Raw genomic sequence first — 16,130 nt, 5'->3', positions numbered from 1 at the left:
GCGGTTGTCACATTCAAAATGGCAACTGCAAGGGTTGCGGCTACAACACAAAACACTAGTTGGTAGACGTTGCATGCAACGTCTCTACAGTAGGGGTTAGGTATTTTAGAAAATCACTTTGTGCCTTAGACACTTTGTTCCTGTTCACTCAAAAACTATTCTACGCCACCGCCTAATGAACGGTATAACTCAGTACTTGCATCGAATTGCTCTTTACGAACACTGATGGCGTCTAACTCATTTTGGAGGGAATTATTGAGCGTTGTAATCACCTCCAGATAGCTTGCCATACCGTTTTTATAGAGTAATAAAGCATCTTTGGTGGCCTTGGAAAGCATACTGTTTTTTGATTGAATCAGTTCCAAACGTTCCTTGGCTGCGGTGCCTCTGCTCAAAGCGGTTGAAACTTCTCCAACGGCGTTCACTAAGCTCTGTCTAAAATTCAAAACAGCTTTTTCTCTTTCTATCGTCGAAACCTCAAAGGCAGTTTGTAAGGCTTTTTTATTAAAAATTGGTTGTGTGAGGTTTACTCCCACGGTTTTGATTAATGAGCCTGGTAAATCGAACCATGTATTTAGTTTGAAAGAGTTTGCTCCAATGGAAGGCGTCAAACTAATGCTTGGATACATGGCAATGTTTGCTAAATTCATCTTGGCATTGGCCGAAATTACAGCATATTCGCTGGCTTTTACATCGGGACGACGACTGAGCAAATTGGCGGGAACTCCCTCATTAAATAAGGCAGTCGGTAGCGCCTCTTGCATACTTTTGGTGCGTTCGATGCTAGTAGGATATTCTCCACATAAAATACTAAGCGCATTTTCCTGTGCCGAAATCGCTTGTTTGGCTACAGGAATCAATAATTCTGCGGTCTTTTTCTGTGCCTCTGCCTGTTCTACCGCCAAGGAGGAGGTTTGTCCAGATTGGTATTGTAAACGAATCATTGTCAAGGCTGTGTCGGCGAATGCAATATTCTTTTTGGCAACCGAAAGTTGTTCGTCCAGTGTCAAAAGATTAAAATAGGCTTGTGCTACTTGAGCAATCAAGCGAGTTTTGAGCGCTGAAAGATTTTCTTTTTGCATAAAATACTCCGCCAATGCCGACTCCTTATGGTTTTTGGCTTTTCCCCAAATATCAGCCTCCCATGACAAACGTACTGTAGCACTGTAATCGTCCATATATGCCGTTCCTAGAAATTGCTCACTCAAAGAGCCGTTTAAGGAATTTTTTGAGAGCCAAGTTCTGTTGGCTCCTAGACTAAAATCAAGGTTTGGGTATAAGCCTAGCTTTGCTTGCTGGTAATTCAAATCAAGTTGGCGTATAGTCAACACCGCTACAGATACATCGTTGTTTTTGGCAAGGGCTTTTTCTATCAAACCTACCAATTGAGGTTCTTTAAAAAAAGTTCTCCAAGGCAACTGAACAGAGTCCGCTGTAGTCGAAATGGAGTTTCTGAAATGCTCAGGCATACTCACATCGGGGCGACTGTATTTTTTGCCAACAGTACAGGCCGAAAGCAAGGCGATCAATCCTATACTGATATATTTTGTTAGTTTCATGTTTATGTTCTTTTCTAAAATTAGAAAATATGCTTTTCCGTATTTCCTTACGCCTTTTTTCCTGTTACTTGTTCTTGTAAAAACTGGAAAAACATATACAGAATAGGAATAATAACAATCCCAAGGACAACCCCACTCAACATCCCCATCGCCGCACTCGTACTAATCGAATGGTTACCTGTGGCCGTTCCTCCTTCAGAAATCATCAATGGAATCATACCGACAATAAAGGCAAAAGAGGTCATGATGATAGGACGTAAACGTGCTCGTGAGGCATCAACGGCAGATTCTAAAATACTTAGCCCAGCGCGACGACGTTGCACGGCAAACTCTACAATCAAAATGGCGTTTTTAGCTAGCAAACCAATCAACATAATCATCCCGATTTGTACATAGATGTTATTATCCAAACCGATACTTCTGATACCTAAAAAGGCACCTAACAAACCAGTAGGAATAGACAAAAGCACTGCCATTGGTAATAAATAACTTTCATATTGTGCAGATAACAAGAGATAGACAAATAGTAAACACAGTCCTAAAATGCCCAAGGTTTGGTTGCCAGAAGCTTTTTCTTCCAAGCTCAAACCTGTCCACTCATAACTATAATCGGCTGGAAGTTTGTCTAGCACTTTTTCCAAATTATCCATCAATGCGCCGTTACTTGTGCCTGGCATAGCATTCACATAAATCGTCAAGGCGTTGTATAGGTTGTAGCGGCTCACAGCCTCTGGTCCGTAAACCTTGTTGAGTTTTACTACTGACTTGACAGGAACCATTTGTCCTTGTGGATTTTTGACATAAATTTCATCAAAAGCCTGCTCGTCCATTCTAAACACGCCATCAGCTTTGATGTTGACACGATAGAATTTTCCGAATCTTGAGAAGTTCAAACTTTGGTCTCCAGCAAAATAACTTTGAACTGTACCCAATACCTGACTAACACCTAAGCCCATTTGTTTGGCTTTGTCTTCGTCTACTTCGAGCTCTAGCTGAGGATAGTCAGTACGGAATACGGTGTAAGCCGATGCAACACCCGGTACTTTCATGAGTTCGGCAATTACTTCGTCCGATTTAGCTTTAAGAACATTTGGACTTCTACCTTTACGGTCTTGCAATACAATCTCAGCACCGTTGGTCATACCATAACCATCAACCGGTGGAAGGCGCATCGTCATGACCATTCCTTCTTTAATGACAGACAGCTTTTGATTAACTACTCCCATCAACTCGTCTATATCTTGTACTTTACCACGAAGTTTTTTAGGTTTGAGTTTGACAAAACCTACTGCATAAGCGGGACTAGTACTGTTATTCAAAAGGTTAAAACCTGTAATTGCAGTATTGTCTTCAACGGCTTCGAGTTCAGACAAAAGTTTATTGATTTTGTTGGCAACCTGCGTGGTAGGGGTAAGGGCTGTTCCTGGAGGCATACTCAATACGTAAGTAAACATATTGTCGTCTTCCATAGGCACAAAACTTCTTGGCGTGGAGTTCATTACCCATGCCGAAGCAGCGATCACGATTGTCACCAATGCCGCGGCCAACCATTTACGTAGTGCCAAAAAGCGAATGATTTTAACATAGCGATTCGTGAAATTACTGAAGCCGTAGTTAAACGCTACATAAAATCTTTGTCCAAAACCTAGCTTTTTCTTTTCTCCATGATGCTCAGTTGCATGATTATTTTTCAATAAAAGTGCACATAATGCAGGTGTCAGTGTCAAAGCATTTACTGCCGAAATAATGATAGAAATGGCAAGTGTATAAGCAAATTGTTTATAAAAAATCCCTGCCGAACCAGTCATAAAGCCAATCGGAATAAATACCGCCGACATCACCAAGGTAATAGATACAACTGCCCCAGTGATTTCGCTCATGGCAGAATGCGTAGCTTCTTTGGCGCTCATATCACTACCTTCCATTTTACTATGCACAGCCTCCACTACCACAATGGCGTCATCGACCACAATACCGATGGCCAATACCAAGGCAAATAGGGTGAGGATATTGATCGTAAAACCTAAGACTAATAAGAAAAAGAACGTACCAATAATCGCCACAGGCACTGCAATGGCAGGAATAAGGGTAGAACGAAAATCTTGCAAAAACACAAACACTACGATAAATACCAAAATAAAGGCTTCGAACAAGGTAGATTTTACCTGATTCGTCGCCTCATCCAAACGCTCTTTGGTACTGATCAGTTTTGAACATTTGATGCTTGGTGGGAAGGATTTTGACAATCGTTCAATTTCTTTATCAATACCTATTTCGATGGCATTGGCGTTTGAGCCTGTCGTTTGTAAAATCGCAATCGTCACTGCATTGCGCATGTTGGAAGAGTTGCTACCACTGTAAGAAATCGACCCAAATTCTACACGAGCCACATCTTTCAGGCGAATCATATTATTGCCTTGATTTTTTACGACAATATTATCATAGTCTTCTGGCAAGTTTTTCTTTCCTTTATAGCGAATCACATATTCGAGTGGAGCATCTGATTCTTCGCCCAAACGACCTGGAGAAGCCTCCAAACTTTGGTCTGCAATGGCAGCAGAAACTTCGGCTGGCGTAAGACCATAACTTGCCATTTTGCGAGGATTCAACCAAATACGCATCGAATAATCTTTTGCCCCAAATACCATGGCTTGACCAACTCCCGGTACACGTTTGACTTGCGGAATTAGGTTGATATTGGCATAGTTTTGCAAAAAGGTTTCATCGTATTTGTTGTTATCTTCTGTAAACAAGTTGAAAATCAGAATCATACTATTTTGCTGCTTCGAGGTAGTAAGACCCATACGGATTACTTCCTGTGGCAAAATAGGAGTGGCTTGTTGTACACGGTTTTGTACGTTTACAGCCGCTTGGTCAGGATTTACACCCTGTTTGAAGATAACCGAAATAGAAAATGTACCATCATTACTAGCCGTAGATTTGATGTACTGCATATTTTCTACCCCGTTGATTTGTTCTTCGAGTGGTGTTACTACTGAGCGTATCACAGTTTCGCTATTACCCCCTGGATACGAGCCAGATACCATTACGGTTGGGGGCGAAATATCTGGGAAACGAGTGACAGAGAGTCTGTCGAGACCCACAAATCCTAGTACTACAATGACAATCGAAATCACCGTAGCCAGCACAGGTCTGTCTATTATTTTTGTTAGCATGGTTGATTTTTTTTAATTAGGCAAAAAGGGGTGAGGCATCAGGCAAAGAGGGATTAAATTTTATACATTCTCTTTGTTTAAAGTCTCTTTGCCTTTTTGTTACAATGGGATAGGCATCAAGCAAGGAGAGATAAGGATTTATACTTTCTCTTTGCCTAGTGCCTTCTACTTAATTACCGCCTTCACTACTACGCCTTCGTTGAGCATGTCGATGTTGTTGGTGGCGATTTTCTCGCCTGCTTTCAGACCTGATTTTACGATATATTGACCGTCTACTTTACCTGCTACTTCAAAAGGTTTCATGGCAACTTTGCTGCTGTCGCCAAGGGTAAAGACGAAAAATTTATCTTGAATATCTTTGACACTACCCATTGGTACTTTCAACACGCCGTCAAAGTCTTTTTTGAGTACAACTCTTGCTGTACCGCCAGAACGAAGAAGCTTTTGAGGATTGGGGAAAATCGCTTTGAATGACATACTTCCTGTCATTTTATCGATATTCCCACTTGCCACAGTCAGGCGACCTTTGTGGTTATACACAGAGCCATCTGCCATTACCAACTCCACTGAATTGGCATTTTTCTGTAAACCGCCTTCTTTGGCAAAAGAGATATAGTCGGCTTCGCTCAAAGAGAAATAGACTAAAACCTCGTTGATTTCTGAAAGTGTCGTCAATGGCGTAGCATCATTTGGCATCACCAAGTTGCCGATACGATTGGGAATACGTCCGATATAGCCACTTACTGGAGCTTTGAGAACACTAAAATCGAGATTGATTTTGGAAGAGCTCAATCCTGCTTTGGCTTGTTGCACTTGTGCAGTGGCTGCCTCATAGTTGGATTGTGCGGTTTTGAGTTGCATTTCGGATACAACCTTTCCTGCTACTAAGGGTTTGAGTTTTTCAACTTCGAGTTTGGCTGTGGCTTGTGCTGCCAAAGCAGCTTCTAATTGTGCTTTGCTATTATTGACTTGTTCGCCGTAAACATCTCCTTTGATTTTGAAAAGAGGTTGACCTTTTTTGACATAGTCACCTTCTTTGACATAAATCTGCTCTAAATAACCTGTTACTTGAGCTTTGATGTCGACATTGACTGTTCCCTCAATTGTGCCAGGATATTTTTTTTCGACTTCGGCGTTTGTAGCGCCTAATTGGATAAAATCAACAATTAGAGGTGGCTGTTGGGTTTGCTGTGCTTGTTCTTTACATGAAAATAACAAGAGTGTAAAAGCAAAAAACAATAGTGCCTTACTAGACAATCTTGTTCTGAATACGGTTTGTATCATGATTTCGTATAGATAGAAAATTTTTGATACAAAGAAATAAAGAGAAAAGCGAGAAGGTTAGTCAAATTTGACCGAAACGACAAAATTGGATTCTGAAAAGAAAACGTGCCTGACCGAAATTTGGGAGAAGCATAAGGTTTTAGCTACTAAAAATCTAACCAAGCTTTTAAAAGGCTTGCTTTTTCACGACTTACAATCAGCTCCATATCTTCGGGTGTACGCTTGAGGTCAACTTTTAGTTTACCATTAAAATAATTATGAATTTGTTCAATAGCATCTACATGGATGATAAACTGGCGATTGGCACGAAAAAAATCCTTAGGGTTTAGTTGTTCTTCTAACTCTTCCATGGTCAATGGAATGATTTCTTCTGAACCATTGTGTAGCTTTGCACGAGTGATTTTTAGCTTAGAGTAAAAATATGATATGTCGTTGATTTGTAGGCTTTTGTAGCCATCTCGGTAGGGCAGTAAAAAGCGAGTTCGGAAATCTTTGGGCTGAAAATAATTTAACAAATTAGCCAAAGAAGCTGGCTCTGGTGCTGACGACGTACTCTCTAATTTCTGGAAAGCCCGCTCTAATTCATCCAACTCTACAGGTTTGAGTAGGTAATCAATGCTATTATATTTGAAAGCCTTTACGGCGTATTCGTCATAAGCAGTTGTAAAAATGATAGGACAAGAAATAGTAGTTTTTTCAAAAATCTCGAAGCTCAATCCATCTGACAAACGAATATCCATCATCACTACGTCAGGCATTTCGTGGCTTTCAAACCATTCGATACTTTCACAAATACACTCCAAGACATCTACAATCTGTGCATTAGGGCGAACAGATTTAATCAAACGTTCAAGTCTATCGGCATTTGGTCTTTCGTCTTCTATGATTAATACTTTCTGGATCATGCTTTTATGAGTGGTATAATTACTTTGAAAATATCGGTGCTTTTGTCAATTTCTAAACCCTTTTGCCATAATAACTTATAGCGTCTTTGAATGTTTTGTAGTCCTAATCCTGATGAATTCAAGGGGTTTTCAATCGGAAGAAGGTTATTCTCTACGATAACCTCATTTTTGTCGGTATTATAGATGCAAATTTGGAGCGGATTCCTGCGAGAGGTTTTATTATGCTTCAGTGCGTTTTCTACCAATAACTGTAAGGTTAAAGGAGGCAAATAAGCCCCTAAACACTCTTTTTCAATATCCACTTCAAACGTTACGCCGTCTCCAATTCGTTGTTTAATCAGAAAGATGTATGATTTTAAAAACCTTAATTCCTCCTCGAGAGATATAATGTCCTTTTTGGTATTGACGAGCATATAACGGTATATTCTCGAAAAGTTTTCGGCATATTCATAGCCCAATTGCTGGTCTTTCAGAATCATTTCTGATAAAACGCTGAGGTTATTGAACACAAAATGGGGATCAATTTGGAGTTTGAGTGAGTATAACTCAGCCTCCACAGCCATTTGGTCGAGTGCTGCGGCACGTATTTCGGAGTTTTTCCAATTGTCAATCAAATACACGCAGGTATTGATGCCAATAATCATGAAAGAGATAATGACACTCACCACAATCCACTGAATATAACCTCGTTGCATCTCGATACTCATTGAGCTTGTTACATTCTGACAAGCCTCACACATTTCTAGGAATCGGTACAAAAAATCAAAGAAGCCAATAGCAAGCATGACCAAGATGAAGTTAAGCCCCGTTTCAATCAATAGTCTGCGATATGGACTTTTGGTCCAAGGGATATAGTGGTTGAGTTGCATTCCTAAATAGATACTCGATTCAGAAATGAGGCAGCAAAAGCTAAAATTGAGAAACAGGTCCAAAAAGATATTCAGCGAGTCCCGCTGGAAATAGATTTTCCAATAAGCCGAAAATGGGTCTATGATATAGGAAACTAAATTGTACAGCACAAAGGCAAAAACGATGATAATAATTCGTTTTTTACGTATGCTCAGGAAGGTATCTCTAGTTTTGGACATTCTTTTTCTAATTCATTAATCTAACTTTATGCATTTTTGCCATTTATCTAAAGCCATTTATGAGTTTACAAAGTTGCTCACAAGTTGAGAAATAAACCTAATAATTTAACTTAAGCTACAGAAAATCCATCTGAATATACATTTTTGGATACTGAGTTTTCGTGGAGGAGGAATTGAAAAGTCTTATTTTGTGGATATACCCAGTGAAACTATATTCACCAAAAGCTAAAGTTTTAGAGTTTTGGAAAAATTAATTTACAAATCGAGTATAAAAGAAGAAGGGAGTACTTAAACACTTTTAAAATACCTATTTATAATAAACTCATTTTAACCTATTTAATCATGCTCATCATCGGTTCTTTGCTGACAACCTTGCCAGCGTTTGTATTTAATATCTTCGTTTTCTTTTTGGGGAAAATCATTGTACATCATCAGGATGTTATTTTGTACTGTAGAAGTTTATTCGGAAGTCTTGTAGACGACGAGGATGAGGTTCCCTCTAGACTAGCATATATCGAGAAGCTCTTGGTTATGATAGGATATTTGGTGCAGGCTTTTGCTATTATTGGGATGTTTGCGACAGTATTTCAGCTGGTTTCAATGCTCAGTATTCAAATGGTAGAGCCAGTAAAAATGCAGCTTTCATCGCCGCATGGGCTTTAATTTAGGTTGAGTGAATGAGTTTTTTTAAAAATAATCACTCATTCACTCAATCACCAATCACTAAATTGCTACTGCAACAGGAAAATCAACAGGTACTTTCGTTACGCCATGTAGATAATTGGTGATGATTTTATCGCCAATCAATACGATGGTATCCACTAATTGAGCATTGGTATAACCTGCTTCCAAAAATGCTTCTACAGATGCTTGACTAGGGTGTCCACGCTCAATAGTCGTTTCTTTTACGAATTGTGCTAAAGCTTGCAATTTGGCGTCAAAATCGATGGCTACTTTACGAATTTTGATGATTTGTTCGTCTGAGAAACCGTTCATTTTGCCAATAGCTGTGTGTGCCGAAAGACAGTAGATACAGTCGTTGATCTGACTTACCACCAAGTTTACAACCTCTTTTTCCTTATTGCTCAAAGAAGATTTCATACTCTGTAGTGTCACATAGCTCGACAAAGCATTGTCTGAATGAGCAAAAGTGGCATACAAATTAGGAACCATGCCTATTCCTTTTTTGAGGTTATCAAAAATATGTTGGTTTGTTTCAGATACTTGTTCGCGAGTTGGGACTTCAAAAGTTTTCATGTTCGATTTTGTTTAAGTATAATTGAATCATTTTGTTGATGCAAAGTTGATACAATAGACTCGCTCACAACGAACCACTTTTTCCCGACTTGTTACCAATATTTCCTAAGCCTTCAGTAATCAGCTTTGGGCTTACGGATTTCATCAAAATTTGTTTGCCTAATGCCTACGGCTTACAGCCTAAAGCCTATTGCTGGTACAATTATTTTAATTTTGCCAGCTAACTTAATTTCTAAAATGTTTTTCTTTAAAATCAGTAGGAGAGTCGCCAACTACCTTCTTGAATAAGCGACTAAAATGGGCAACTTCCTCAAAACCTAGGTCAAAGGCAATTTCTTTAGTGGGCTTTTCTGTAAAAATCAGTAAACGTTTGGCTTCAAGCGTAATACGCTCGTGGATAATTTGAAGAGGTGATTTGTGATTGTATAAGGCAAATAAATTGGATAATGTTTTGGGCGATTTGCTCAGCATATCGGCATAATCTTGCACCTGATGTTTGGTTTTGTAGTGGTTTTCGACGGCAATATTATATCGGCGAACTATGTCAAAATCTTGCTCCTCCATAGGTGGTTGAATACTTTGTTCTTTGGCGATTCTGGTTACTAAAATAATCAAACGCTTGAGTAACATTCTCAGCATTTCGCCTTGGATGGTATCAATGGTACTAAACTCATCGATAAATACCGTACGAAGCGATTCGAACCTTGACAGATTTTCTTCATTGAGGCGAAAAAAGGTGATTTCTCTCATGCCATAAAACAAAAAGCCCACACAGGATACCTCTTTGTCGTGGTCGACAATACAATAGAATTCTCTATTGAAACGCCAGATAACTAAATTTTGAGGTTTTTCAAACCAAAAAGACTGATTTACCATTAGTGGAAGAATCGTGTTTTTGGGAAAAGTATAACAGTATCCATCTATCGAGATCTGCTGAGATTCCCCACGGTTCCACACAATCGTAAGCAAACGTTCTTCGCGATTGTCATAAAAAATATGTTCAAATCTGTTTTCTTCAATTAGTAATGAAAAATGACTATGGAAAGAGTTTTCTTCAAAAATGTATTTCATATTGATTGTTTTGCTGAGTTTAGTAGGTCAACATTTGTTGTATAGATAATAGAAAAAGAGTATTCATTTGTTCCCCGAGCTACGACATGTCTTGATAGAATAATACAATTTGAACTGTCCTGTTGCTGTACTGCTTAGGCAAAGATTAGCAGGATAAATAAGGTGATATTAATCAGGTTTTAGGCAGTTTGACAAAAAAACTTTCAAAATCAGTAAAAAAATACTGGCGATTTTATTCTATAAAAAGCATAAAATAGGGCTTTGATTTACTCAATAAACTATTACAATTGTACTATTTAAAAATACTAGTTTTGATTCAAAATAGTAATATTTTTTTTACGTATAATGAAGATAGTTTATGTTCCGTAAACGATTTCGGAAACCATTCTGATAGGTTTTATGCTTTTGAGAAATCTTTATTAATATTTTTTAAAAATAGCACTAAAAAAAGTATATATAGAAAAAATTATATTTTTCTTAAATGAAAATAGAATCAATTTAAGAATGAATTTAATAAAATGTAGCTATATGGTTCAGGACGGAGCATGATGGTTTGGGTTTGGGATGGTAATATCTTTGACAAAAAAGACAAAATAATATAAAATAAATCATATTAAGAGCGGTCTTTTTTCTGTCAATTATTTCATATAAAACCTAATCTCAATGCTCAAAAAATTACTAAATGTGGGTGTGCTTGTGGCCTTAGCTGGAAGTTATACTCAAGTTGAAGGTAAAGGCAATTTGGTACTTGCAAAAGAGGCTAGTTTGCTACATTCGGTAAGAGTAACAAACAAATCAAGTTTGGCTTTGCCTGTAACTGGAAAGGTTACTGGAAGCGATGGAGAAATTCTTCCAGGAGCAAGTATTAAAATCAAAGGTACAAATCAAGGAACCACAACTGGTGTAGATGGTTCGTTCAAACTCAATGTACCAGATGGCAATGCGGTGTTAGTAATTTCTTCGACGGGCTACGAAACAAAAGAAGTAGCAGTTGGAAATCAGACGGTAATAAATGTAGTATTACAAACAGATACGAAAGCCTTAGAAGAGGTTGTCGTAATTGGTTATGGCGAGCGTAAAAAATCAGACGTTACAGGTGCAGTAGTAAGCGTAAGTGCTAAAGACCTTACACAAAGACCTGTTGCCAATGCGCTACAAGGTATGCAAGGTAGAGCGGCTGGGGTTGACATTACTTCTAATGAAAGACCCGGTCAAGTAGGAAATATCACGATTCGTGGGGTTCGTTCGTTGACAGCTTCAAACTCACCTTTGTACGTAGTAGATAACATTCCATTGACATCGGGTGGTATCGATAACATCAACCCTAACGATATTGAAACAGTAGACATTTTGAAAGATGCTTCTGCTACGGCTATTTATGGTTCGCGTGGTGCAAACGGTGTTGTGATTATCACTACGAAAAGAGGTAAAAATGGTAAATATACCTTGAGTTTGAACTCTAACTTTACCACTGAAACATTGCAAAACAGCTCACCATTGATGGACGCTGCGCAATATATCGATTACAGAAGATGGTCATATTATTATTTGAATCAGAATTTGTATCCTCGTGGTGACAAACCTACTCAGGCCAATGACTTCTTGATTTTCAAAGGCTCAGGAGACTTATCATCTTGGAATAATATCCTAAAAGGCTGGGAAGGTGGCACTTGGGACGGTTCTAAGGTACAAAATACAGACTGGATTGGTATGGTAACTCGTCCGTCATTGACAGGTCAACATACGATCAGTGTAAGTGGTGGTACTGATAAAATGAAGTCTTACGCCTCTTTTGGTTTTATCGATAACCAAGGTACAGTAAAAGGACAAAGCTACAAGCGTTACTCTGCAAAATTGAGTGTTGACGTAAAACCAAATGCGTGGTTCTCGATGGGCGGTGTCTTAAATGCAGCCTATTCTGTGAATGAGTACGGACAATCTGGTGCAGGTAAAAACACTAACGTAGGTGCTTCGGGCTTGTATGAAAGTGCTAGAAACTTGTTTTCTTATACCGTACCATACGATGCCAATGGCGCAAGAATCTTGTATCCTGGCGGTGACGATGCTTTCAAAACGGTTGTAAACGAAGAGAATTATTCTCAGGATCAGCGTAGCAACTTACGTATTTTTGGTAGTTTGTATTCTGAAATCAACTTCGCTGGATTCTCTAAAGCATTGGATGGTTTGAAATTCAGAATGAACTTTGGTCCAGACGTTTCAATCAATAAAAATGGGGTATTCTTAGATGCGAACTCAGTAATCAGAACAGGATCAAGTTATGCTTCATTGACCAAAGATCAAGCCTTGTCTTATACTTTGGATAATATGCTAACCTATAACAAAACCATAGGAAAGCATCAATTGAGTGTATTGGCACTCCAAACTCAAACAGAGTGGACTTACGACAAAAATAATATGGCAGCAGATAACGTGCCTATGACAAGTCAAAAATGGAATGCTTTAAATATTCCATTGTCTGCTTGGGGGTCGTCGTTATCACAGAGACAACTTCGTTCATATTTAGGTCGTATCAACTATGATTACAATAACAAATTCTTGATTACAGTATCAGGTCGTTATGATGGTGCGTCACAGTTGGCAGAAGGAAACAAATGGGCATTCTTCCCGAGTACTGCTTTAGGTTGGAGATTGACTAATGAGCCATTTTTGGCAGATCAACGTTGGATTGATGACTTGAAAGTAAGAGCAGGGGTGGGGGTTACTGGTAACTCGGCAATTGATCCTTATGCTACTCAAGGTGGTCTTTCTCAAATATACTACCCTTATGGAGGTACTTTGGCTACAGGACAAGTGAATAACTCAACCTTAGCGAATCAAGACTTAACCTGGGAAAAAACAACCCAAATCAACTACGGTATTGATTTCTCATTCTTCAAAAGAAAAGTTAGTGGTACATTAGATTACTATACGTCTCGTACAACAGATTTGTTGATGTTGAAAACGATTCCATCTGTTACAGGTTTTGTAAACACTTATGCAAACATTGGTGAAACATCAAGTCAAGGTATTGATTTAACAGTAACAACGGTAAACTTGAACAGAGGAGGCTTTGAATGGAGCACTACTTTCAACGGCTCATGGCAAGCTAACGAGATTGTATCTCTAGCAAACGGTAAAGTAGACGATATCAACAACAAATGGTTTATTGGTCAAAGCCAAGGCGTAATTTATGACTACCAATCTGCTGGTTTGTGGAAAGAAGCTGATGCAGCTGAAATGGCTAAATTCAATGCTAACGGACAAGCATTCACTGTTGGTTCTGTAAGACCTGTAGATCAGAATGGAGACTATAAAATCGATGCATCAAATGACCGTAGAGTATTAGGAAGTACTATTCCTAGATTTATCGTAGGTATGACTAACACATTTGACTACAAAGGTTTTTCATTATCAGTAATGTTGTATGGTCGTTTGAAATACTTGTATAACACAGGAGGTGAGGCATTGACAGGTCGTTCAAACCAACGTGTTGTGAGCTACTATACACCAAACAATACCAATGCAGATTATCAACACCCATACTATACAGCCGCAGCAGGTGACCCTTATTACACAGCACTAGGCTACAAAGATGGATCATTTATTAAAATTAGAAACGTCTCATTAGGATACAACTTGCCAGACAAATTCTCTCAGAGCCTTGGCTTGAGTCATGCAAGAGTTTATTTCCAAGCACAAAACTTAGGAATGGTTTACAACAATATCAACTGGATTGATATGGACTTACAAAGTTCAGCTTGGAACAGAGGATTTACAATGGGTATCAATGTTGATTTTTAACTTTTAATGATTTTTAAGATGAATAAAGTACAGTTTAGATATATAAAAACAGGTATTTGTGCATTCGCTCTTTTAGCAACAACGTCTTGTCAGTCAGATTTTCTAAAAGAAGAGTTAACTACTCAAAGAAGTAATGCCTATTACTCAACCGACGAAGGTATTCAAGCCGCAGTGACGGGTGCTTACAACCAGACCTTTAATGTGCCATTGAGTGGAGAGGTTCAGTTTGCAACTACCAACTACGGAACAGATGAGTTTCATGTAGGAGGTGATGGTTCAAATAGCCCTTGGAACAACTATGATGGTGGTTTTAAGTCGATTGTGACTGTAGTAACAAGTAATACCATCGCCGCCGAAAGAGCTTGGGATACTTACTATGTAGCCATTGGTTTGGCCAATCAAATTGTTAAATCAGCTACTGAAAGTAAGTCGACAAGTAATGCCATCAAAAAAACAGCTTTAGGTGAAGGCTATTTCTTGCGTGCTTATAACTACTTGAGATTGGTGCGTCAATATGGTGCTGTGCCATTGAAATTGAGTGTTAGTACAACGGTAGAATTAGAGTTTACTCGCGAAACGCCAGACAAAGTTTATGCACAAATTATCGATGATTTATCAAAAGCGTATGATTTGTTGGATAATACAGGTGCTCCAGCCAAAATTACAAAAGATGCTGTAGCGCATTACTTAGCTAAAGCGTACTTATCGAGAGCTAGTGAAATCAATGATGCCTGGAACTCTTCTACCAAGGCCGCAGACCTAGCTAAGGTAGTGACCCTTTCAGACGAAGTAATTGCAAGACACCCTCTGGCAAATAATTTTGGAGACCTTTGGGCTTATAACAAACCTAATGGAACAAACGAAACGCTATCAGAATTGATTCTTTCGGCACAATTTGGGGACAATTTGTTAGCAACAAACTTCAACAATCAGCACTTGTACTTCACGGCTCGTTATGATGACCTTCCGTATATGCAACGTGACTTGACAGGTATGCGTCCGTTTAGCCGTTTGGCACCTACATACTTTACGTATGATGCCTTCGACCAAGTGAATGACTCAAGATTCTGGAAAAGTTTTAGAACAAAAAGTAGACTTAATAACGGTAGTGGTAAATACGTAAATGGTGACCTTGGTTTGATGTTTATTATCAACAGTCCATCAGATACACGTTTTACAAAAACGAAATATGTGGATGAGATTGTTTATTCAAAAACCAACAAAACCGTCCCTACGGTATATGTAGCGCATGCTTCAGATGGAAAAAGTTTAGTGCAAGACGTTCGTTTCCCATCATTGAGTAAACATTTTGATGGAGCACGTTTGGCAATCAACGAAGTAAGAGGTTACAGAGACATGGTATTGGCTAGATCGGCAGAGACGTATTTGATGGCTGCTGAAGCAAAAATTCGCTTGGCAAACCTTGGTCAAGGTTCTTATGATGCTGCGCTTCCTTACATCAATGCTGTAAGAAAAAGAGCTGCTTATAAAGCTGGTGAGGACAGAGCTGCTTATACAGATGGTGCTGCTGCGTATGTTGTATCTCAATCAGGTCAGAATGTAAACATTAACTCATTTATGACTGAAAACTCATACTATGAGTCGAATAATATTCCTGTCGCAACTACAGCAACAGCGCTTGATATTACAAGTGTTACCAATTTGCCAGCGCAAGATGTAGCCGTAATCAACAAGTTAGGCTATACTTCTACGTATGACAAAATGTTGTGCTTGGTATTGAACGAAAGAACAAGAGAGCTTTGCGGTGAATTCCACCGTTGGGAAGATTTGAGCAGAACTAAAACATTGGTAGCTAGAGCGAAAGCTTACAACCCTGGTGCAGCTAACAATATTAAAGATTTCCATTTGTTGAGACCAATTCCACAGACATTTTTGGATGGCGTGTACAGCGGAGGAAAACCTTTGACATCTGATCAAAAAACTGCTATGCAAAACCCTGGTTATTAATGATTAGTGCAGAGTTGTGAA

General features: G+C 38.8%; 10 protein-coding genes. 3 read left to right on the top strand and 7 right to left on the bottom strand.

The annotated features are described in order from the left end of the window. Positions 1-155: 155 nt before the first annotated feature. From GVN22_RS01470 to GVN22_RS01450, 5 genes are all read right to left on the bottom strand, one after another. Entirely contained in the window at positions 156-1,559 is a 1,404-nt protein-coding gene (locus tag GVN22_RS01470; protein WP_166549287.1) for a TolC family protein, read from the bottom strand. Positions 1,560-1,606: 47 nt separating this feature from the next. Next, positions 1,607-4,735, bottom strand: a complete 3,129-nt coding sequence (locus tag GVN22_RS01465; protein WP_166549286.1) for an efflux RND transporter permease subunit — start codon at positions 4,733-4,735, stop codon at positions 1,607-1,609. A 165-nt stretch (positions 4,736-4,900) separates the two neighbouring features. Then, complete coding sequence (locus GVN22_RS01460; RefSeq protein WP_166549285.1) at positions 4,901-6,019, bottom strand: efflux RND transporter periplasmic adaptor subunit; 1,119 nt, start codon at positions 6,017-6,019, stop codon at positions 4,901-4,903. A gap of 146 nt (positions 6,020-6,165) precedes the next feature. Beyond that, a complete protein-coding gene (locus GVN22_RS01455) occupies positions 6,166-6,924 on the bottom strand; it encodes a LytTR family DNA-binding domain-containing protein (protein WP_166549284.1) in 759 nt (252 codons plus the stop codon). After that, a complete protein-coding gene (locus tag GVN22_RS01450) occupies positions 6,921-8,012 on the bottom strand; it encodes a sensor histidine kinase (protein WP_166549283.1) in 1,092 nt (363 codons plus the stop codon). Before GVN22_RS01450 ends, GVN22_RS01455 begins: the two co-directional genes overlap by 4 nt. A 342-nt stretch (positions 8,013-8,354) precedes the next feature. On the opposite strand from GVN22_RS01450, the gene GVN22_RS01445 reads away from it, so the two are divergent. Continuing rightward, positions 8,355-8,675, top strand: coding sequence for a hypothetical protein (locus tag GVN22_RS01445; RefSeq protein ID WP_166549282.1), 321 nt, complete (start codon positions 8,355-8,357; stop codon positions 8,673-8,675). Positions 8,676-8,735: 60 nt separating this feature from the next. Here GVN22_RS01445 and GVN22_RS01440 read toward each other — a convergent pair whose 3' ends face one another. After that, complete coding sequence (locus GVN22_RS01440) at positions 8,736-9,269, bottom strand: carboxymuconolactone decarboxylase family protein (RefSeq protein ID WP_166549281.1); 534 nt, start codon at positions 9,267-9,269, stop codon at positions 8,736-8,738. A gap of 225 nt (positions 9,270-9,494) precedes the next feature. Beyond that, entirely contained in the window at positions 9,495-10,340 is an 846-nt protein-coding gene (locus GVN22_RS01435) for a helix-turn-helix domain-containing protein (RefSeq protein WP_166549280.1), read from the bottom strand. Between the two features lie 663 nt (positions 10,341-11,003). Here GVN22_RS01435 and GVN22_RS01430 point away from each other — a divergent pair. Further along, positions 11,004-14,141 (top strand): TonB-dependent receptor, encoded by a 3,138-nt coding sequence (locus tag GVN22_RS01430; RefSeq protein ID WP_166549279.1) that lies wholly within the window; start codon positions 11,004-11,006, stop codon positions 14,139-14,141. Positions 14,142-14,159: 18 nt separating this feature from the next. Then, a complete protein-coding gene (locus GVN22_RS01425) occupies positions 14,160-16,109 on the top strand; it encodes a RagB/SusD family nutrient uptake outer membrane protein (protein WP_166549278.1) in 1,950 nt (649 codons plus the stop codon). The last annotated feature ends 21 nt before the right edge of the window (positions 16,110-16,130 follow it).

The organism is Cellulophaga sp. BC115SP, from assembly GCF_009905545.1.
GTDB lineage: Bacteria > Bacteroidota > Bacteroidia > Cytophagales > Spirosomataceae > Flectobacillus > Flectobacillus rivi.
The sequence above is the reverse complement of the archived record's forward strand: the minus strand, read 5'-3'. Positions and strand labels throughout refer to the sequence as shown.